Consider the following 21,995-nt stretch of genomic DNA (forward strand, 5'->3'; position numbering starts at 1 on the left):
GTGGCGTTACCGTGCTATATTTAAAGAAGTTAATCTAGACATAAAAGGAGTTACATATGGCCATGACAAATATTAAGTTAGATAAAAATCATTTTGACGGATACTTTGATTTATCAATTTATGCATTTAATAAAACCGTTTCAGCTGAAAGAAAAAGCTTTTTTAAAAAGTTATATGACCATTCATCTGACTGGGGTTCCGTTGAGTCGGGTCAAGTGGTCAGTGGGGTGATTAATACACCGTTTATGACTAATTTTCATGGTGTTTCGTTCAAAATGGGTGGAATTGGTTATGTCGCAAGTTATCCTGAATTTGCCGGGCAAGGTAGTATTGGTCAATTAATGAATTTAGCCTTAGATGAAATGTATCAAGATGGAACAACGCTATCTTATTTAGCACCATTTTCATATCCGTTCTATCGTAAGTTTGGGTATGAAGCAACGTTTGACCAAACTGTTTACCGAATGAATGCGAAGGATTTGCCTCGATTGAAAGTGAAGGCAATTGGCCACGTTGAACGCCACCCATATTCAGAAGTTAAAAATGACCTTAATGAAATATACAAAAAGAATCAATTATCACAACAAGGTGGAATTGAACGGGCAGAATGGTGGCTAACGTATTCTGCCGAGAAACATCCTAATTGGGAAACGGCCGTTTATTATAACGAGGCAAATGAACTAGAAGGATACCTCGTATATCAAAGAGAAGCTAATGAATTTAAAATAGTCGAATGGGTTTATCAAACAAGTGAGAGTTGGCTTCAATTACAAAACTTCGTGATTAAACATCAATCAGCATATGAATGGTTTAGCTACGAGAGTCCAATTGGGCAACCATTGCCAGATTTGTTGGCTAATCCACAGGTTGACGTGAAAATAAAACCATATATGATGGCAAGAATTGTGAATGTTGCTGATTTTTTGATGCGATATCCTTACCAACATGATTTTGATGCGATTGTGATTCAAGTTAAAGATGCCAATATTGCCGACAATGAAGGTCAATGGCAAGTTAGTCATGTAAATGGGCAGACTACAGTAGACAAAGTAACGGATAAAGAGCCAACTTTATTCACTGATGTTCAGAACTTAACACGTAGTATGATGGGTTACCGAACGATGAAACAATTAAAACAATATGGGTTTTTATCGGGTGACGTAACTGCATTTGATCGTGCTTTGATTAAAGATCAACCGATACTAAGTGATTACTTCTAAGGAGATAACAAATGGAATATGAAAAAATGAGCCATTTTCCAACGGATTTTTTATGGGGTGCTTCTTCGGCGGCCTACCAGATTGAAGGTGCCTACCGAGAAGACGGGAAGGGTTTATCAGTTTGGGATAAGTTCGTTCGAATTCCCGGAAAAACCTTTAAAGGAACCAATGGTGATGTAGCCGTTGATCATTATCACCGCTTTGAAGAAGACGTTGCTTTAATGAAAGAACAGGGATTAAAAGCTTATCGTTTTTCAATTGCTTGGACACGAATTTTTCCTGAAGGAAAAGGACAAGTTAATCAAAAGGGAATTGATTTTTATAATCGTTTAATTGATGAGCTGATTGCTAATCAGATTGAACCCGTTGTGACTCTCTATCATTGGGATTTACCTCAGGCTTTGCAAGATGAGTATGGTGGTTGGGAGTCACGTGAAATTGTGACCGATTTTACGAACTACGCCAAAACATGTTTTGACGCGTTTGGTGATCGTGTTAATTACTGGGTATCATTGAATGAACAAAATGTTTTTATTTCACATGGCTACCAAATGGAGAGTCATCCCCCAGCAGTTAATGATGAAAAACGGATGTACGCCGCAAATCATATTGCTAATTTGGCAAATGCCTCAGCGATTAAGACATTCCATGATGGTCATTATCAAGGTGGAATCGGACCTAGTTTCGCTTATAGCCCGGGTTATGCGGTTAATGGCGATCCCAAAAATCAAGTTGCAGCAACTAACTATGAGGATTATGCTGCCCATTTTTGGATGGATGTCTATGTTTACGGTCGTTATCCAAAAATGATTTATAAATGGTTAACTGAGCGTGGAACGGCACCCGTAATTACCGAAGCAGACCAGGCCTTGTTAATTGCTGGGAAACCGGATTTTATGGGATTAAATTATTATCAGACACAGACAATTGCGGCTAATCCGTTAGTTGGTGGTGTTGGACTTGCGGCAGAAAATAACACAGGTAAAAAAGGAACCAGTTCTGAAAGTGGCGTTCCGGGGATGTTCAAGACAACTAATAATGAATTCTTAAAACAAACCGATTGGGATTGGAATATTGATCCCGAGGGACTAAGAATTGCTTTAAGACGAATTGACAGTCGCTATGACTTACCCGTCCTGATTACTGAAAATGGACTTGGCGCTTACGATAAATTAGAAGAAGACCATCAGATTCATGATGACTATCGAATTTATTTTATTAATGAACATATCAAGGCGATTAAAGAAGCCATATCTGATGGTGTTAAAGTGATTGGCTATACAACTTGGAGTTTTACAGATTTATTAAGTTGGTCAAATGGGTACCAAAAACGTTACGGTTTTGTTTATGTTGACCGTGATGAGGAAAGTGCGAAAGAATTAAAACGTTATAAGAAGGACTCGTTCTACTGGTACCAAAAAGTGATCCAGGAAAACGGGCGTTATTTATAAAAGAATAAAGCTATTGTTGATTGCGCTTACATATGGTGGTACACTAATAGATGAAATGAGTGTTACTGATTCGATCAGGCATGACCTATTGATGGAGATGTGTAAATGTCTGTATTTATGGGTCTTTTTTTATGGAAAGGGGGTGGTTTAATGTGAAGTTTGTTAAAAATTTTAATAACAATGCGGCTTTAGTTGAATCATCCGATAATGTTGAGTGGGTTGTTATCGGTAACGGGATTGGGTTTGGCTATCACGTTGGAGATATGATTGATGATGCTAAAATCGACCGCCGTTTCAAGGCTGAGGAAGATTCAGATACAATGAAACTCGTATCTGGATTTGATGCCCAGGTTTTAGAGGTTGCTTCAGCACTTGTTAATGTGGTTGAGCCTTTAATCAACGTTAAGTTTGATGATGTTCAATTCTTAGTTTTGGTTGATCATCTGCAATACTCGCTCAAGAAGAACAGTGATGAAATGTTTTTGAATGACCAGTCTGTTCACTGGGAAATCAAAAAATTATTTCCAGTTGAATTTAATGCTGCAGAGGCCGGAATTCAAAAAATTGAGTCGGAGTTCAATCTTTCGGTTCAAAAAAATGAACTTATTTTACTGACATACCATCTCATTAACGTTAAAGAAGGCGGACATGCTGTCCAAGATTCGATGAAAATGTCAGAGCTTATTTCAGGAATTATTAATATTATTCAATTGGATACCGGTATTATTCTCGACGAAAAAACTTTTAACTATAGTCGATTTGTGTCACATTTACGTTATTTATTCATTAGACATTTTAACAATACCGAGATTGACCGTGCAGAGCTTGATCCCGAGTTACTCGCGATGATGATTAGTCGTTACCCACAAGTTTATAAGACTGTGGAAAAGATTGTGCATTATATTAGAGAACGTGCCAATTGGGATTTACAAGCGGATGAGCAAGTTTACTTAGTGCTACACATTTGGCGCGTGACCCACAGGCAAGAAGAAAATTAAATAAATCGATAATTAGGTGTGTTATTGCCATTTATAAGCAAGCATAAACCCAGTTACTCATTTCAGACTCAGCTTTTTTTGAGCCGGAATGAATAGCTGGGTTTTCATTTACAAAAAAATAAAAGGAGTGATTATAATGAGTTACGATAAATTAGCTAAAGATATTCTGAAAAACGTGGGTGGGGAAGCCAATGTTAATAGTGTTGTCCATTGTACAACGCGATTAAGATTTAAATTAAAAGATGAAGACAAAGCCAACACGGATATTTTAAAAGATATGGATGGCGTTGTTACAGTTGTTAAAAGTGGTGGCCAATACCAAGTGGTGGTTGGTAACCAAGTACCAGAAGTTTATGATGAATTGGTCAAAGGTAGTGGACTTGCCGGAGACGGAATTGTACCGGACGATGACGGCGAAAAAATGAAACCGCTTGATGCGTTCATCGATATGATTTCAGGTATTTTCGCACCAACTTTAGGTGTCTTGGCTGCAACAGGTATGATCAAAGGGTTAGTTGCCATGCTTGTCGCATTTAACTGGGTGGCAGCAACATCTGGAACTTATATCATTTTAAATGCGTTGGGAGATTCTTTCTTCTACTTCTTCCCAATTATTTTGGCTTACAGCGCAAGTAAGAAATTCCACGTTAATCCATTGTTGGCAATGGTGATAGGGGCATCCCTAGTCTATCCAACAATTGTGGCCCAATTACCAGCAACATTGGCCGCAACGGGTGGTAAGGCGCTGTATACTTTATTCGCGGGAACTATTTTTGAATCACCTATTTACATGACATTCTTAGGGATTCCGGTGATCATGATGAGTTATGCATCGTCAGTTGTACCTATTATTGTGTCAATTTGGTTTGCATCAAAAGTTGAACCCTTCTTCCAAAAAAGGATTCCAGAAGTTGTTCGAACATTCTTGGTACCAATGTTAACGGCACTTGTAGTTGTTCCAATTACCTTTATATTCATCGGTCCCCTTACAACTTGGGCCAGCGATATCGTCGCAACCGGATTTTCAGCAGTTTATTCACTTAGTCCAATTGCTGCTGGGGCAGTGCTTGGTGGTTTATGGCAAGTCCTTGTTATTTTTGGGTTACATTGGGGACTTATTCCGCTCGCACTTCTCAATATTTCAACACAAGGGTCAGATCCCATTTTAGCTTTGATGCTGGGGACAACATTTGCCCAAATTGGATCCGTTTTAGCGATTACAATTAAAACTAAAAATAATAAATTAAAAGCACTTGGCTATTCTTCATTTATTTCAGGTATATTTGGTGTTACGGAACCCGCTATTTATGGGATTACCTTACCTCGTAAAAAACCATTCGTTATTACATGTATTTCAGCCGCTATTGGTGGAATGATTCTTGGGTTATTTGGAACAAAAGGTTACCTGCTTGGTGGATTAGGAATTTTCTCAATTCCAAGTTACTTAAATCCTAAAACAGGGATTGATATGTCATTTTACGCCGTACCAATCGCAATCGTGGTCTCATTCGTTTTATCATATGTCCTAACGATGATGTTCGGGTTAACAAAAGCGGATCAAGAAGTCCCTGTTGTGGTTGAAACAACGAACGCAACGACAACTGCATCAGTTCCAGTTAAATCAGAACAAGTTGAAGAAGAAGTTCTTGTTAGCCCACTTAAAGGCCAAGTATTACCTTTAGCTGACGTGAAAGATCCGGTCTTTAACTCTGGTGCAATGGGTAACGGAATTGCTATTTTACCTGAGATAGGTCAACTATATGCACCAGCCGATGGTGTCATCTCACTCGTTTTCCCAACGGGCCACGCGGTTGGTATGAAAACGGATAGTGGCGCTGAAATCTTGATGCATATTGGGATGGATACAGTTGAATTAGGCGGTAAATTCTTTGAAATTCAAACTGAAATGGATAAAGTCGTCAAAAAAGGCGATTTATTACTTAAATTTGATATTGATGAAATTAAAAAGGCCGGATATGAAATTATTACGCCGATTATTGTAACGAATACACCAAGATATAAAGAAGTTAACGCAATTGCTAAAGAACAATCAAATGTGATTGTTGGCGATGATTTACTGGATTTAGAAACTAACTTAGGGGGTAAATAGAATGACAAAATCAAATTTTCCAGATAATTTTTTATGGGGCGGCGCAACGGCTGCTAACCAATTTGAAGGGGCATATGATGTTGATGGTAAAGGATTATCATTGGTAGATATCCTGCCGGATGCTCATCATGGTCGTTGGGATTACTTATTTAACGCAAAAGCAGCAATGAAAATGGAAGAAGACTTTTATCCTAGTCATGAGTCAGTTGATTTTTATCATCGTTACGAAGAAGATTTACGATTAATGGCAGAAATGGGGTTTAAAACGTTCCGGATGTCAATTAGTTGGCCACGAATTTTTCCACAGGGTGATGAAAAAGAACCAAATGAAAAAGGCCTACAATTCTATGACAGAGTGATTGATCTATGTATTGAATTAGGGATGGAACCACTTGTGACGATTAACCATTTTGACACGCCATTAGGAATGTTGAAGAAAATGAATGGTTGGGCTGATCGTCGGATGATAGATAATTATTTGAATTTTTCACGCGTATTATTCATGCGTTACAAAGATAAAGTTAAATATTGGTTGACGTTTAATGAAATAAATATGATTTTACACATTCCGTTATTGGGTGGCGGCCTAGATTTAGAAGGTATCGATAATCCTGAACAAGTAAAATATCAGGCGGCGCATCATCAATTGGTGGCCTCTGCATTAGCGACTAAAATGGCGCATGAAATTAATCCTGATTTCCAAATTGGATGTATGTTGGCAGCCGGAGTAACTTATCCTAATACGCCAAATCCAAAAGACGTCTTTGAAGCAATGACTAAAGATCGAGAAGGTTATTTCTTTATCGACGTTCAATCACGTGGCTACTACCCAAGTTACTCAGCAAGATTGTTCAAAGATATGGGTGTAACCATTGAAATGGCTGATACTGATGTGGCAGACTTACTTGGAAATACGGTTGACTTTATTTCGTTTAGTTACTATTCATCACGTTTAGCTAGTGCTGATCCTGAAATGACGGATACAACTGCAGCGAACGTCTTTGAAAGTTTAAAAAATCCTTATTTGAAAACGAGCGAATGGGGTTGGCAAACAGATGGCCTTGGATTAAGAACAACCATGAATCAAATCTACGACCGTTATCAGAAACCTTTATTTGTAGTTGAAAATGGATTGGGTGCAAAAGATATTGTGGAAGATGGCGATAAGATTCATGATGAGTATCGGATTTCTTATCTTAGTGAAAATATTCAGGCGATGGGTGAAGCAATTGCGGACGGGGTCGTTTGTTTAGGCTATACATCATGGGGCTGTATTGATTTAATCAGTGCTGGTTCCGGAGAAATGGCAAAACGTTACGGATACATCTATGTCGATCGAGATAACGATGGAAATGGAACATTGAATAGACTAAGAAAAGATTCATTTTATTGGTACCAAGACGTCATTAAAACAAATGGCGTAGAACTATAAACAAATAAAAGGACTGAATGCGATTAAAAATCGTGTTCAATCCTTTATTTGTTTATAAATTAACTACGAGCGTAAATTTTATTTTTTTAGAATACCTAAATCAATCATGGATTGTGCGGTTGTAATGACGGATTCTTTAGCAGAACGAGGGTGCCAGCCTAATAAATTAACTGATTTTTCGTTGCTGGTAGCGGCATATTTACCAACTAAAGAGGCAACCATCCGTAAATTTGGACGGAAGATAGCCGCAAATTTAACGACGCCATTAGGAATTGTTTTTTTAGGTAATTTGTTGGCATAACTTGGAAAAGCATCTCTTAAAATATGAGCTAAATCTAGCATGGAAAGTGTTTCACCAGTCGTTGCTAAGAAACGTTCACCATTTGCTTTTTCTGAAGTCATTGCGAGGATATGCAAGCTGGCAACATCACGGACGTCAACGTAACCCGAGTTAACATTAGGGACTGCTTTAATGTCACCATCCATCATTTGTTGAATTTGAATATTTGAATGTGAGTAAACGGATCCTAAGACGGGTCCCATAACGGCAACCGGATTTACAACAGAGAGTTCTAAACCGTGACCCTCATTCTGAATGAAATCCCAAGCGGCTTTTTCCGATAATGTTTTTGATTTTTGGTAAGGATGGATATGATTATCTTCTAAATTAGACCAATCTTTTTCAGTGTAAGGCGTTTGACGGTTATGATGACCGGCGAAAATGGCACCATAAGCTGATGTTAGAACAACGCGTTTAACATTGGCATTTTGTGCTGCCCGTAAAACCATGAGGACGCCATTTACAGCAGGATTAATCATTTCTTCTTCATGTTTGAAGTTTAGTTTTGGCGTGGGCGATGCAACGTGCATCACGTATGAGACGCCTTCCATTGCTGCCGGCCAATTTTTTTCACTGGTTAAATTCGTTTCAATAAAAGATAAATCTTGATTATTTTGAATACCGCTGCTATGCATAATTTCTTTAATATAGTCGGCTTTTGCCATTGAACGGACAGTTGCTCTAACGGCATAGTCTTGTTGTAATAGTTGTAAAATAATATGTGAAGCGATAAATCCGCTACCACCTGTGACCAAAACTAATTTTTTCATTTGAAGTACCTCCTAAGTTACGTTACACTTGTAACGTCAATAACGATATATTAAGTTAAATGACAGGGAAATTCAAGTGAAGAGTCAGCATCTGTGACAGAATGGAGAATGTGTTATGTCAGCGACCAACCATGCACAACTAATAAAAAAAGATTCTGAAGACTACTTAACTACGGCATTGTTGCAATTACTAAAAACGAATCAACTAACTGATTTAAGCGTGACTCAGGTAGTTAAGCGAGCAGGTGTCAGTCGAATGGCATTTTATAGAAATTATAAAACGCTTGATGATATTCTTATTCGTTATTTAACGCCTATTTTCAATGAGAGTTTCGACGATGTGAGTGAAGGGTTAACCCAAGATGATAAACTGCAGGCCATGGCACGTCTATTTGATGAACTGTCGGATCCATTGGATTTAGCAATGAAGCAGGGATTTGAAACCATTGTTCAACAAGTATTTAATGAAAATATCATCCGGATGTATCAGAAACAAAATATATGGTCGGGATTAGCGCCGGACGACCAAAAATATTATACAAACTTTATGGCAGCTGGCGTCTATGGTATTTGGCGTGAATGGCTGTTGAGTGGTAAGAAAGAACCACTCGTTAATATCCAACTATTGATTACCAATATTCAGGCGTCACTTACTGCATCAACGACTAAATATAAATAAGCCGCAACCATAATTGAAATGGTTGCGGCTTATTTGGTATGTCCCTGATCAGAGTCGAACTGATGACCTACCGCTTAGGAGGCGGTTGCTCTATCCAGCTGAGCTACAGAGACAAAAGACTAGCTACTTCATTGTAAATGGCGACAATAAATAAGTCAATTTGATTTTAATAGAAGCGCTCGAAATTATGGTAGAATACAACTAATGATTAGTGAGGATGTGAGCGGCATGAACGGAAAAGATAGACAAGAAAATATCAAAGAACAGCTATATAATAATGCGAACGCAATCAGTGCGAATCAATTTGCGCAACAATTCAAAGTTAGTCGACAAACAATTGTGGGTGATATTGCTTTGTTAAGAGCACAAGGTGAGCAAATATTGGCCTCATTCAATGGCTATACCTACGATCAAGCACCTAATAAAATCATTAAAATGATTGTTTGTAAACATCGGGTTGACCGTGTACAAGAAGAATTAGAGCTCTTAATTCGGAATGGCGCAGAGGTCCAAAATGTAACCATTAACCATGAAATCTATGGGGAATTATCGGGAACGTTACTGATTAAAACGGAAAATGATATTAATGAATTTATGACAAAACTTAATGGACATAAAGGTCGGTTACTGTCAGAATTAACGGCAGGAATTCATACGCATCTCATTAAAGTAGCTTCGGAAGAGAACTACGCTAAAATTCAACAAGAATTATTTGATGCAGGTCTTAGTTATCAAACAGATTAGGTTGACAAGACACCCTAATATTTGGCATACTCTACTTTAGAAGGTGTAAAGACACCCTCGTAAATTAGACGAGAAGAGATGTTGGTAGATGGATATTCAGAAAAAGAAGGAACACAAATTACTGGCTGTGGCTGGGTTTGCATGGCTATTTGACGCCATGGATGTGGGGTTATTATCATTCATCATTACGGCACTTCAAAAAGAATGGCAGTTATCTGAAGTTCAAATGGGTTGGATCGGTAGTGTCAGCTCAATTGGAATGGCGGTTGGTGCTTTGGTTTTTGGGATGTTAGCTGATCGTATGGGACGTAAAATCATTTTAATTGTCACGCTATTATTCTTCTCCATCGGTAGTGGATTGTCGGCACTAGCAACGGGGTTATCTTTTTTCTTAATCATGCGTTTCTTAATTGGCGCCGGACTAGGTGGCGAATTACCAGTTGCGTCAACACTTGTTTCTGAAAATGTTGCACCTGAGAGACGCGGTCGAATTGTTGTTTTGTTAGAGAGTTTTTGGGCTGGTGGTTGGATTGTATCAGCCGTTGTAGCAACATTTGTCATTCCAAAATATGGTTGGCGTGTAGCGGCAGTTGGGACTGCGCTAACGGCAATTTATGCGATTTTCATGCGTTTGGGGATGAGAGATGTAAAAGAACCCGTAATTATCGAAAAAACGCAGAGACTGTCATTTTTTACCTCAATACGAGAAGTCTGGTCTCAAGCATACCGTCGTCAAACTTTAATGTTATGGATTCTATGGTTCACGGTTGTTTTTTCTTACTATGGGATGTTTCTTTGGTTACCCAGCGTGATGGTGATTAAAGGGTTCGATCTTGTGCATAGTTTTAGTTATGTCATGATTATGACCTTAGCACAATTACCGGGTTACTTTAGTGCAGCATGGTTAATTGAGAAATTAGGCCGAAAACCAGTTTTAATCAGTTATTTATTGGGAACGGCAGTATTCGCTTTTCTCTTTGGGAATGCCGTGAGTGTTGGGGCGTTAGTTACATATGGCGCGCTACTCTCATTTTTTAATCTCGGCGCGTGGGGCGTAATGTACGCCTATACGCCTGAACAATATCCAACCATTATTCGAGGCACAGGAACAGGAATGGCGGCTTCGTTCGGTCGAATTGGTGGGATTGTTGGACCAGCATTAGTTGGGTATCTGATTAGTAATCAGATTACTGTCGGCCATATTTTTACAATTTTCTGTGTCGCTATTATGCTCGGCGTAACGGCGGTTTTCTTTTTAGGCGATGAGACTAAAGGAAAAGTATTAGATTAAACTCAAAAGAAGTTAACTTGGAAAGAAATTTTCTGGGTTAACTTCTTTTTTGTTGACAAGTGTAAACGATATAATTACAATGTATTTATTGTTTACATTTGTAAACTAACTGAAACGTTAATCTGGGAGGAAATAAAAATGTCAAAATTAATTGTATCAATGATTGGTATCACGGTGGTCGGATTTATTATCTGGTGGTTTTTTGGTAAGCATGAACAGTCAACTGCGATTGCGGATGTTAAGGCTGACACGCAAAGCGTTGATATTGAGGTCAACGGTGGTTATTCGGTTGAGACGGTTATCTTGAAGCAGGGTATTCCAGCTGTACTTAATTTCAAACGATTAGATTCATCAAGTTGTTTAGACCATGTCGTTTTTCCGGAATTTGGTATTAATCGTGAATTACCAAAAGGTGAAGTAGAAACGATTGAAATTGATACAAGTCAAGTTGGAAAATTTCAATGGGCGTGCGGGATGGATATGTTCCGAGGCAACGTCATTATTGAAAAATAACAAATCTATGGAGGGTTAATAATGAGCAAAATGAAACAGCAGGTTCAGGTAACAGTGGCGGGTAATTACAGTCCAAGCGTCATAGAATTAAAACAAGGAATTCCTGCCGAAATTCTAGTGACACGTATTAATACGCAAGGCTGTTTGGAGACAATACATAGCAGCGAAATGGACTTTGAAACGGACTTACCTTTGAATGAACCACAAACGATAACTATCTCAACGGATAAGGTCGGAGAATATGCGTTTAGTTGTGGAATGGATATGGTGTTTGGGAAAGTGGTGGTGAAATAATGTCAGTGATGAATCGGTTCTGGATTGCATTGATCCTGTCAATGCCAATGTTAGCAAATATGATTTTGATGCCATTTGGAATTATGATGCCAGGTGGTGAATGGGCACAATTCGGGTTGACGACAATCATCATGGTTGTTGCGGCGGGGCCCTTTCTGCAAAGTGCTTGGGCCTCTTTTAAAAAACATCATGCAAACATGGACACACTGGTTGCGATGGGAACGATTACGGCGTATATCTACAGCATTTATGCGATGATCATTCATGAAGCCGTCTTGTTTGAAAGTGCGGCTTTGGTGATAACGTTCGTTTTACTTGGTCAAGTTTTCGAAGAACGTATGCGAAGTAGCGCATCAAATGCAGTCGAAAAATTAGTTGATCTACAGGCAAAAGATGCAGAGGTTATTCGTAATGGTGTGACAATATTGATTCCATTGTCGGAAGTTATTGTTGGGGATGTAATTAGTGTCCGTCCGGGTCAAAAAGTGGCAGTGGACGGTATCATTATTGAGGGTGGGTCAACGATTGATGAATCAATGGTTACCGGAGAGAGTATGCCTGTGATGAAAAAAGTTGGTGATAAGGTAATCGGTTCAACCATTAATAGTAATGGTGCGTTTACATTTCGTGCTGAAAAAATTGGTGATGATACCTTACTCGCGCAAATTGTGGAATTAGTTAAAAAAGCGCAAACGAGCCATGCGCCCATCCAAAAATTAACGGATAAAGTTTCAGATATTTTTGTTCCGGTGGTGTTAATCGTTTCGATTGTGACTTTCTTATTTTGGTATGTGGTTCTCGGTGCAACAGTTGCCAACGCGTTAATCTTCGCCGTTTCCGTTCTGGTCATTGCATGTCCCTGTGCGTTGGGACTGGCAACGCCGACTGCTCTAATGGTTGGGACCGGATTAAGCGCAAAAATGGGTATTTTAATTAAAAATGGGGAAGTACTTGAAGCGGCTAACGACTTACAAACGGTCGTTTTCGATAAAACGGGGACAATTACGGTTGGTAAACCAGTTGTTACGGATATTATTGGTGATCCACAAGATGTTCTTTCTCTGGCAGCTAGTTTAGAAGAGTCATCGGAATACCATTTGGCAGCGGCCATTATGGATAAAGCTTCAGAAGATAAGCTTATAGCACCTAAAGTAACTGAATTTCGAGCGATTGAAGGTAAAGGCGTTGAGGCAATGCTTGATGGGAAACGGGTATTTGTTGGTAACGATAAGTTATTAAGCGACTATCAAATTGATGCTGAAATGGCTATTAAAGTGCAACAATTACAAGATGAAGCTAAAACAGTTGTGTTTGTTGGACGTGGGGATGAGGTTGTTGGATTAATGGCCATTCAAGACGAACCTAAGGCAACTTCAAAGGCTGCTATTAGTGCGTTGAAAGAACGTGGCCTTAAAACAGTTATGTTAACCGGGGATAATGAACGCGTTGCACGATCAATTGCCGACCAGGTTGGGATTGATGAAGTAGTGGCTGATGTCCTTCCAGGAGATAAAGCTGCGCATATCCGTGAATTACAAAAGACAAGTAAAGTTGCCTTTGTAGGAGACGGGATTAATGATGCCCCCGCTTTAACGACAGCTGATGTTGGTATTTCAATGGGTTCTGGTACAGATATTGCAATTGAATCTGGTGGAATCATTTTAGTTAAAAATGACCTTCGTGATGTTAATCGTGCATTAATCTTGAGTCACAAAATAGTGAATCGAATCAAACTTAACTTATTTTGGGCGTTTGTATATAATGTGCTAGGAATCCCGGTTGCCGCAGGCTTGTTTTACGGAATTGGATTAGTTCTTAGCCCAGAACTAGCAGGGTTAGCTATGGCATTTAGCTCATTGTCGGTTGTGACAAGTTCTGTTTTATTAAACAAAGTCAAGATTAGTCAACAAACACGTCCAGTCTAAAAAATAATTTGGGATAAAAGAACATACAATTAAATGGTATACTGACGTAAAGAAAAGAAGCCCTGCGTCAACAGGACTTCTTTTATAGAACCGTTAAAGATGGTGACTAGATTTATGTTATAAAATAACCGTTATCTCGTCAAAAGTTAATAGGATGGTTATTTTTAAGCAAATTTATAATTAAACCAATTAGGGCAACAATCAATAAAAAAGAAACTAACAAAATCTGTTAGTTTCTTTTTTCGTTATCTAGTTATGCCCAGTCGCCATTACGGAAAACGGGAACTTTACTACCGTCCTCACGAATACCATCAATTGACATGTCAGCGGAGCCAACCATGAAATCAACGTGCGTTTGACTTAAGTTCAAACCAGCATCCGCTAATTCTTTATCGTTCATTTTTGTGCCATTTTTGATTGAGAATGGGTATGCAGAACCAAGTGCCAAATGATCACTTGCATTTTCGTCGAACAATGTGTTGTAGAATGTTATTCCTGATTGTGAAATTGGAGAAGGGTCCGGAACTAAAGCAACTTCGCCCAATGATTTGGCACCATCATCAGTAGCAAGCAAGTGTTGTAAAACGTCCTCGCCTTGTTCGGCAGTTGCTTCAACGACTTTACCCGCTTCAAAAGTGAATTTCATGCCACTTAAAGTTGTTCCTGCGTAACTTAAGGGTTTCGTTGAAGAAATGTAACCATCAATTCGTCTAGAATCAGGAGCAGTGAAGACTTCTTCAGTTGGCATATTTGCCATAAATTCAAACCCTTGTGCATCAAACGAACCCGCACCTTCCCACAAATGGTTCTTGGGTAGGCCAATTACGATGTCAGTTCCTGGTGCAACGTAATGTAAGGCAGAAAATTGTTCTTGATTTAACTCTTCTGCTTTTGTCCGTAATTTTAAATCATGTTGGTGCCAAGCTTTTATTGGATCAGCTTGATCAATTCGAGTTGTTTTGAAAATTTCTTCCCATAAACGTGAAACGGCCGCGTCACCTTTTAATTCTGGGAAAACAAGTTCTGCCCAAGCCGTATCAGCAGCAGCTACCACAGTCCAACTAACGTCATTGTTTTGAGTTGCTTTACGTAAAGGACGTAAAGCTTGGCCCATGGCTTTTTGGCGTGAGGCAATCTTTTCAGCAGAAATACCGGCAAACGCGTCGGGGTCATCTGACATTACTGAAATACGTGATGCTTTTTTTGCCACCCAATCTTCGACTTCAGAAGTTGTGTAACCAGGAACATCCACTAAACGATCAAGTGGCGCAAATTCAAGGAATGATTTTGCAACATGACTATCTGCCCATTTGACGATTACTTCACTGGCACCGGCAGCATACGCTTGGTCCACGATTAAATGCGCTAGTTCCTGTTGTGTAACAGAAATTTGTAGCACAATGGTTTGCCCTTTTGACACATTCACACCGACCTTAACGATTAATTCAGCATACTTTTTAAGTTGTTCTTTAAAATTCATTTTTGACATATTAAAACCTCCAAATTTATTAATTAAGTAAGGATAACATATTAATGAGAAAATGATGAATGATTAGCAATTAAATTTTTGTTAACATAATCAGAATTTTAACGTTTCTTTGGTATACTGTTAGATAGAATCATTATTGAGGAGGCCAATCATGAAAAAAGTGAAAGTGATGACGGTGTTTGGTACACGTCCAGAAGCAATTAAAATGGCGCCAGTTATCTTAGAGTTAAAAGAACGATCTACAGAATTCGACATGGTGACTGTCGTAACTGCACAACATCGTCAAATGTTAGATCAAGTTTTAGAAATATTTAAAATTACACCAGATTATGATTTGAACGTCATGCATGCTAACCAAACGTTGAGCGACACGACACGCAATGTTTTACAGAAATTAGATGACGTTATTAAAAAGGAACAACCGGATATTATCCTAGTCCATGGCGATACAACGACGACTTTTGCCGCAAGTATTTCTGCCTTTTATAACCAAGTTGCGATTGGGCACGTTGAAGCGGGACTCAGAACTTGGGATAAATACTCCCCATTTCCAGAAGAAATGAATCGTCAATTGACCGACGTTTTAGCGGATATGTACTTTGCACCAACCTCACAAAGTGAAGCAAACCTATTATTAGAAAATCATGCAAAGAATGTTATTTTTGTGACGGGTAATACGGCGATTGATGCCTTGAAACAAACCGTTCAAAAAGAATACAATCACGATGTTCTAACATCAGTTAATCCTGAAAATAAGATGATTTTGTTAACGATGCATCGCCGTGAAAATCAAGGTGAACCCATGCGCCGTGTTTTCGAAGCCATCAAAGAAGTTGTGAATGACCAACCGGACGTTGAAGTTGTGTATCCCGTCCATTTAAATCCAGTCGTCAAAGATTTAGCTGATGCTATTTTGGGGAATGAAGCTCGTATTCATTTGATTGAACCACTTGATGTGGTTGATTTCCATAACATAGCGGCTAAAAGTTATTTTATTATGACAGATTCCGGTGGTGTGCAAGAAGAGGCGCCATCGCTTGGCAAACCAGTGCTCGTTTTGCGTGATAATACAGAACGTCCAGAAGGTGTCGACGCAGGTACCTTGAAGTTAGTCGGAACTGACCCTGTAAAAGTTAAAGAAACCATGATATCATTGATAACTGATAAGAGAGAGTACGAACGAATGGCAAATGCGAAAAATCCTTATGGGGATGGGCAAGCCGCTAAACGAATTTTAGATGCGATTGCTTACCAACTTGGAGATAGTCAGCAAGAACCAGAACGTTTCGAATAAATGGAGGATTTCTAAAGCATGAGTAAACGAACAAAACGTCCCATTATTATTGGTGTAACCGGTGGTACTGGTAGTGGTAAAACAACAGTTAGTAACGCCATTTATTCACAATTAGCTGGTGAATCAATCATGATTTTACAGCAAGATACGTATTACAATGATCAAGCTGATATGAGCATGGACGACCGTAAGGCAGTTAATTACGATCATCCGCTTGCTTTTGATAATGATCGTATGATTAGTGATTTAGAACAGTTGCTAAATAATGAAGCAATTGATATGCCAGTTTACGATTACACAAAGTTCACGCGTTCAAGTGAAACAATCAAAACGGAACCACAAGATGTGATTATCGTTGAGGGAATTTTAATCCTCGGGGATGAAAGACTTAGAAACTTGATGGATATTAAAGTCTTTGTTGATACAGATGATGATTTACGTATTATTCGTCGTATTACCCGCGATATGAAAGAACGCGATCGTTCATTACAATCAATTATTAATCAATACGTTAAGACGGTTAAACCAATGTACAACCAGTTCATTGAACCAACTAAACGTTATGCAGATATCATTGTGCCAGAAGGTGGCGCAAATACCGTTGCGATTGATTTATTATCAACTAAAGTTCGCGATATTTTACAAAAAGATTAGAAAGAAAAAGCACTCATATTAGGTTATGAGTGCTTTTTCTATCTAGGAGAAGTTAATGAGGCGGATAAAATAAAAATCTCATTTTAGTTAAAATGAGATTTTTTTCTAAGAAAATATAGTTTAAAAATGGCGCTTTTGGCCATTTTTTATGGTGAGAACGATGAGCGCTATAACACTGATTATCCAAGCAGAAATTATAATAAGTATACTTTTCGTTGTGATTAAATTTGAATGGTATGACAAAGTTAATGTATTCTTACCTACTTTTGGTGAGGTAATAGTGGGTGTTCCAATTGTTGATAATGTCATTTTATCTTTATTTAAATGATGGTTATTTAAAGTTATTAACGAATTTGCATAAATAATAATCGGTAACTGTATTTTGTCTGCTTTTTTTATAGCATTCCAAGAAATAATAAGTTTATCGTTTACGACCCGTTTAGTAATGGCTGATGTATTTCGATTAATATATTTACCATAAGCAGCGTAGGCTTCGGAATCTCCCTTATTTCGGTATCCATTTGTACCACGCTGATTATATGAAGCGGCATCGGCAGAATAGTATTTAGGTAGGTAGTCCGATGATTCATTTGTAACTATTTGAAGGCCTTTTCCTAGGTGTGATGAAACAAAAATATGTTTAATTTGTTCATTCCCATACTCACTCTTAAAATTATTAAGTGATTTAGAAATAATAGGGCGATCTGTGTTCCATAATGTGCTTTTATTTTGTAAGTCCATATAGGATTGGAACAATAAAAAACTACTTAATATGGCCATGGAAATTTCAAAATATCTTTTTAGTCGCACGGATGGTAGTGAAGTTATAGTTGCTCCAAACCCTGCTAATAATAAAACCGTGGCAAACCCGATGAAACGGTATGGAAATTGTAAAGAGATCTGTAGTTGGGGAATAAGATTACTTAATTTAGTCCATGGAATAAGATTTGATGATAAGATTAAAAAAAATGTACCGAGAATAGTAACTAATTTATTAGGCGTTGTAAATTTAACACTTTTTGAAAAATATAAACCAATTTGTAAAAGAAAAATAAGACTTAAAACGAACCCTATATGCGTGGTATCGTAAGTTGATACAGAGATATCGGTTGTAAAATTTGACATACTGAGTTCTGAAAATGGAGAATAGAGCTTTTCAGAACCAAAGACGTCTAACATTGCCCCCCAAACGTTAAATGTAAGAAGTAACGTTAACATTCCCGCAAAAAAACATTTTAATAAAAGTTCATTTCTTTTTTTGTTTTTAATCATACTAAATATAAAAAAGATACCTAAAACGATAATCGACATTAAAGTGCTTAATACGTGAACCTGAATTAACAGTGAAAAGATTAATGCAAAGGGCAGAACATGTAAGCTCTCGGAATCATTTTTAAGCATTTTAATACCAATTAGAACAATCAAGGGCATGAGCATAACGCCCCAGGTCATGAAGGATTGATTTGTTGACCATCTGGTAATCCAAAAGCTACCCATAAAAAGGGTAGCCGTGAGTAAAGATATTTTTCTTGTTGATCCCATCTCTCTGGATAAAAAGAACATAGTATAACCACTAATGAAAAAAGCGAAAAATGACGTTATAATTTGAAAGTTGATCCAGTTGTGTACAAGAACTAAGAGTGCACCCAAGAGGTAGGCAAAACCCGGTCCGTACAGTGCATTAATGATACGACCGCTCTGTAAAAATCCGTAGTTTGACTGGAAATAACTAAAATTCCCCGTTTTAAATTGCATGTAGATATCGTAGATGCGATTGAAATGAAATAAAGAATCACCACCTAATATTAAGCTGTGATTAAGTATTTGAGGTAAAACTAAAAATAAACTTACTGCAGAAATCACACCGAGAACGGGTCCGTGATTTTTTAGATAGCTAAACTTACTTACCAAAATATAAATCCCCCAAAATTTCTATAAAGACTAATAATTTTTAAAACGGGCCCAAGCAACGGGTACAAGGATTGACACAAACCAAATGAGCAACCCAAGGACGCTGAGTATAGCACCAGTGGTCAACCCAGGTGTTTTGTAACTGTAAACAATATGGTGAGTCCCTTTTTGTAATTTTAGACCAATAAAAGCTTCATTTGTTTTAATGACTGGAACGGGATGACCATTATCTGCTGCTGTCCAACCTTCAGAGTAAGGGATGGATGAAGTTAAGATACCTGGTTCCCCAGTCGTTATTGAACCTGCAACTTTATTTGTTGAAAATTTTAACGAATGTAGTCTATTTTTTTGAATGGTTTTCACTTCATTCGTGTAGGTCTTACCAAGCGGTACGGCGGTAATTTTAATTTTGAATGAGTAAGTGCCTGAATTCGATAGAAGTAACTCTAAACTTTCAGGCATCTTTTTTTGATAGCCCATATTCAAGGTAGTATCAGATAATATCTTGAAGAAAGAGAGATTATCAACACCTAATTGTTTAATCTTATTTGTTGTTTTTTTGGACTTGAGACCGATGGAATAACTGGTGCCTGAAGAACCCGTTGTTAATTGTTTACTGAGTGACTTTTGTGAGGCCAATGATGCGTTTGTATCTAATAGCTGTTTATCAGAACCTATTTTGTTATTTAGAACGGCCAAGTTCATTTGATCTTTAACAGATAGTGCCTCGTGTTTAATATTAGTCAAAGAAACATGTAATTCAGAATTCTGATATTTTTTAGCATCTTTGATTTTTATGTGGTAAGTATCCAAAACAGGGTTATTGTGATATTCATTGCCAATGACAGGTATAGTTGACTCGTTCAGTTGACCCGTATTCTTCGTCTTTTCAACTGTAAAGGAGACGTTTTTTACATCAGATACCGGTTCAGTTTGTTTGAAATCAGAAGTATCAGCAATACTAACCACTTTTGATAACTGGCGTTCTTTATTTGAGGCTGATAACTTAGTATAACGGGCATCTGAAATGACATTAGGTTGCCAATATATTAATGGAAAATTATTCTTCGTCTCATAAAGATTTGTTTGTTCAGTTTTATCTTTTGAAAGGTTAGAGTGACTCAGGTGATAACCATAAGGAATTTTTGCGTCATTTAATTCATCTGATTTTGTGAAAAGATATTTTACGCCTAAAAAGTTATTCGCAATCGTTCGATCATCGAAGTTTTCAAGGGGAACATTATTGTTATACTGCGAATTTTGGAGATTATTTGAAAAAGTACTCAAGGAACCATTCTGGATGGAATAGTAAGAATTAATGAGATTTACATCAGGATTTAAATTATTGCGTAACATAAAATCAGCGCCAAAATTGTAGTTGCGACTAATTGTTGAAACACGAAATGCATTAGATTTAGGGATGTCTTTGTCTAAATCAGCAAAAATATTTTTTGATAAAGATTGATATCCATCACTGGGCATTAAGGTATGACTGAATGTATTCGTGAATGGAGAAGCATAAGAAATTCCAGTGGCAGCCAGGTTTAAGAGAACCAAACTTAATAGGATCCGCCCGGAATAACGTCGTTGACGATATAATAAAATAATTGCAAAGAAAGAAATTAAAAAAATGATAGGGATAAAAATCTCTGTCTCACCGTTAATATAAAAAGGAACGGTAACTAATATTAAATAACCAACAAGACATTTCCCCATAAATTTAAGTTCCGCTAGGTCCATTTTTTTAAGGCTATCAATGAACAGTGCACTACTTAATGCGACTGGGACAAATAGTAAGAGAATCCAGCGGTTGGAGGGTGCTTGAAAACCATTAAATAAGGCTCCAAATAATGGGAATAAAAGCATGATTAACCCTATTATAAAAGTTGTTATTAATAATGGATATTTTTTACGATGATAAATAATGTGAATAATTGCTAAAACGGCAAAACTGCTAAATCCGAATTTGGTCCAAAATGTCGACTGCCCACTCGCAATTAGTTGGGCGGGAAGATTAATATAGTAATAAATAGGGAAGACCTTTAATCCATTAGCGAATAAACCACCAGATCGTGTCGAATCTAACACGGAAATCATAGCGGGTAACAACATAATTGATGAAACTAATAGACTAGTTATGGCACTAAATAAGAAAATAGCGGCCGTTTTAAAAAAAATTAAACGTTTGCGGTAGTAAATAACGTAACGCAAAATGAGATATAGCAGCGCACCGATACCTAAAACAACGGAAAAATAAAAGTTACTGATAAACGTCCAAGTTAAGATGAGAATAAAGAAGTGAGGTCTAGCCCCTTGTAAAATTTTCTCAATACCAATAATTAACAGCGGAAAAATAATAAAAGGTGTTAGAAAAAATGGTTGCATGACAGATGAGTAAAGTGAAAATGACGTAAACTGGTAAATGAACGTTCCCGTTAAAATTGCACTTGTACTTAGTTTGAAATGTCGTGCAAAGAAAATAAAGGATAAACCAACACAAAATAACCTCAAGACGAGTGTGAACTGATAAACAGTTACCACGGCACTTGAGGGAAATAATAATGTAATATAAGCAAAAACATCACCAATAACATAATAAGCGAACGTTTGAAATTGATCGGCCCCAATTCCTAAGTTCCAAGACCACATTTTTAGTGGTTGAAAAGGGTGGGTAATGAAATTACCAAGGAGCTGACGATAATTTTCTAGTATAGGTAGATGTTGTTCTGCAGGATCATGACTTTGAATTAAAGAATATCCGGATATTTTGTAAGTCCCAAAAATAAGACCAGCTAAAATTGCAAAAATAATAAGATAATAAAGGTACATCATTTTTGATTTTTTAAGATCGAAGTGAAACTTATACATAACTAGAATCCT

At 37.6% G+C, this 21,995-nt stretch carries 17 protein-coding genes and 1 tRNA gene; 13 read left to right on the top strand and 5 right to left on the bottom strand.

Annotation, left to right across the window (positions count from 1 at the left end):
• The first annotated feature begins 62 nt into the window (after positions 1-62).
• From N0K80_RS05215 to N0K80_RS05235, 5 genes are all read left to right on the top strand, one after another.
• Positions 63-1,220 (top strand): GNAT family N-acetyltransferase, encoded by a 1,158-nt coding sequence (locus N0K80_RS05215; RefSeq protein WP_269024007.1) that lies wholly within the window; start codon positions 63-65, stop codon positions 1,218-1,220.
• A gap of 11 nt (positions 1,221-1,231) precedes the next feature.
• Positions 1,232-2,671, top strand: coding sequence for a glycoside hydrolase family 1 protein (locus N0K80_RS05220; RefSeq protein ID WP_269024008.1), 1,440 nt, complete (start codon positions 1,232-1,234; stop codon positions 2,669-2,671).
• 152 nt (positions 2,672-2,823) lie between these two features.
• Positions 2,824-3,669 carry a PRD domain-containing protein gene (locus tag N0K80_RS05225; RefSeq protein WP_269024009.1) on the top strand — a complete coding sequence of 282 codons (846 nt, stop codon included), beginning with the start codon at positions 2,824-2,826 and terminating at the stop codon, positions 3,667-3,669.
• A gap of 136 nt (positions 3,670-3,805) precedes the next feature.
• A complete protein-coding gene (locus N0K80_RS05230; protein ID WP_269024010.1) occupies positions 3,806-5,779 on the top strand; it encodes a beta-glucoside-specific PTS transporter subunit IIABC in 1,974 nt (657 codons plus the stop codon).
• A gap of 1 nt (position 5,780) precedes the next feature.
• Positions 5,781-7,211 (top strand): 6-phospho-beta-glucosidase, encoded by a 1,431-nt coding sequence (locus N0K80_RS05235; RefSeq protein ID WP_269024011.1) that lies wholly within the window; start codon positions 5,781-5,783, stop codon positions 7,209-7,211.
• Positions 7,212-7,289: 78 nt separating this feature from the next.
• Here the strand turns inward: N0K80_RS05235 and N0K80_RS05240 are convergent, their stop codons facing one another.
• Entirely contained in the window at positions 7,290-8,321 is a 1,032-nt protein-coding gene (locus N0K80_RS05240) for an SDR family oxidoreductase (protein WP_269024012.1), read from the bottom strand.
• 115 nt (positions 8,322-8,436) lie between these two features.
• Here N0K80_RS05240 and N0K80_RS05245 point away from each other — a divergent pair, with 115 nt between their 5' ends.
• Positions 8,437-9,000: a TetR/AcrR family transcriptional regulator gene (locus tag N0K80_RS05245; protein ID WP_269024013.1), complete on the top strand. Its 564-nt coding sequence runs from the start codon at positions 8,437-8,439 to the stop codon at positions 8,998-9,000.
• A 39-nt stretch (positions 9,001-9,039) separates the two neighbouring features.
• On the opposite strand, the gene N0K80_RS05250 is transcribed toward N0K80_RS05245, so the two are convergent.
• Positions 9,040-9,113: transfer RNA gene (locus N0K80_RS05250), tRNA-Arg, on the bottom strand.
• 115 nt (positions 9,114-9,228) lie between these two features.
• On the opposite strand from N0K80_RS05250, the gene N0K80_RS05255 reads away from it, so the two are divergent.
• From N0K80_RS05255 to N0K80_RS05275, 5 genes are all read left to right on the top strand, one after another.
• Complete coding sequence (locus N0K80_RS05255; protein WP_269024014.1) at positions 9,229-9,744, top strand: transcription repressor NadR; 516 nt, start codon at positions 9,229-9,231, stop codon at positions 9,742-9,744.
• An 88-nt stretch (positions 9,745-9,832) separates the two neighbouring features.
• Positions 9,833-11,035, top strand: a complete 1,203-nt coding sequence (locus N0K80_RS05260; protein ID WP_269024015.1) for an MFS transporter — start codon at positions 9,833-9,835, stop codon at positions 11,033-11,035.
• A gap of 138 nt (positions 11,036-11,173) precedes the next feature.
• The gene (locus N0K80_RS05265; protein ID WP_269024016.1) at positions 11,174-11,548 is read left to right on the top strand and encodes a cupredoxin domain-containing protein; all 375 of its coding nucleotides are present in this window, start codon (positions 11,174-11,176) and stop codon (positions 11,546-11,548) included.
• A 21-nt stretch (positions 11,549-11,569) separates the two neighbouring features.
• Complete coding sequence (locus N0K80_RS05270) at positions 11,570-11,842, top strand: cupredoxin domain-containing protein (protein ID WP_269007489.1); 273 nt, start codon at positions 11,570-11,572, stop codon at positions 11,840-11,842.
• Positions 11,842-13,767: a copper-translocating P-type ATPase gene (locus N0K80_RS05275; protein WP_269024017.1), complete on the top strand. Its 1,926-nt coding sequence runs from the start codon at positions 11,842-11,844 to the stop codon at positions 13,765-13,767. The genes N0K80_RS05270 and N0K80_RS05275 overlap by 1 nt, the downstream gene beginning before the upstream one ends.
• A gap of 253 nt (positions 13,768-14,020) precedes the next feature.
• On the opposite strand, the gene N0K80_RS05280 is transcribed toward N0K80_RS05275, so the two are convergent.
• Complete coding sequence (locus N0K80_RS05280) at positions 14,021-15,256, bottom strand: aminopeptidase (protein ID WP_146342496.1); 1,236 nt, start codon at positions 15,254-15,256, stop codon at positions 14,021-14,023.
• A gap of 151 nt (positions 15,257-15,407) precedes the next feature.
• On the opposite strand from N0K80_RS05280, the gene wecB reads away from it, so the two are divergent.
• The gene (wecB, locus tag N0K80_RS05285) at positions 15,408-16,550 is read left to right on the top strand and encodes a non-hydrolyzing UDP-N-acetylglucosamine 2-epimerase (protein ID WP_269024018.1); all 1,143 of its coding nucleotides are present in this window, start codon (positions 15,408-15,410) and stop codon (positions 16,548-16,550) included.
• A gap of 18 nt (positions 16,551-16,568) precedes the next feature.
• Positions 16,569-17,204 (top strand): uridine kinase, encoded by a 636-nt coding sequence (gene udk, locus N0K80_RS05290; protein ID WP_057974404.1) that lies wholly within the window; start codon positions 16,569-16,571, stop codon positions 17,202-17,204.
• Positions 17,205-17,324: 120 nt separating this feature from the next.
• Here the strand turns inward: udk and N0K80_RS05295 are convergent, their stop codons facing one another.
• Together N0K80_RS05295 and N0K80_RS05300 are read right to left on the bottom strand one after the other, a co-directional pair.
• A complete protein-coding gene (locus N0K80_RS05295; protein WP_269024019.1) occupies positions 17,325-18,605 on the bottom strand; it encodes a hypothetical protein in 1,281 nt (426 codons plus the stop codon).
• A gap of 540 nt (positions 18,606-19,145) precedes the next feature.
• Positions 19,146-21,983, bottom strand: a complete 2,838-nt coding sequence (locus tag N0K80_RS05300; RefSeq protein WP_269024020.1) for a YfhO family protein — start codon at positions 21,981-21,983, stop codon at positions 19,146-19,148.
• Positions 21,984-21,995 lie beyond the last annotated feature (12 nt).

The sequence above is a fragment of the Dellaglioa carnosa genome (assembly GCF_026948345.1).
Classification (GTDB): Bacteria; Bacillota; Bacilli; order Lactobacillales; family Lactobacillaceae; genus Dellaglioa; species Dellaglioa algida.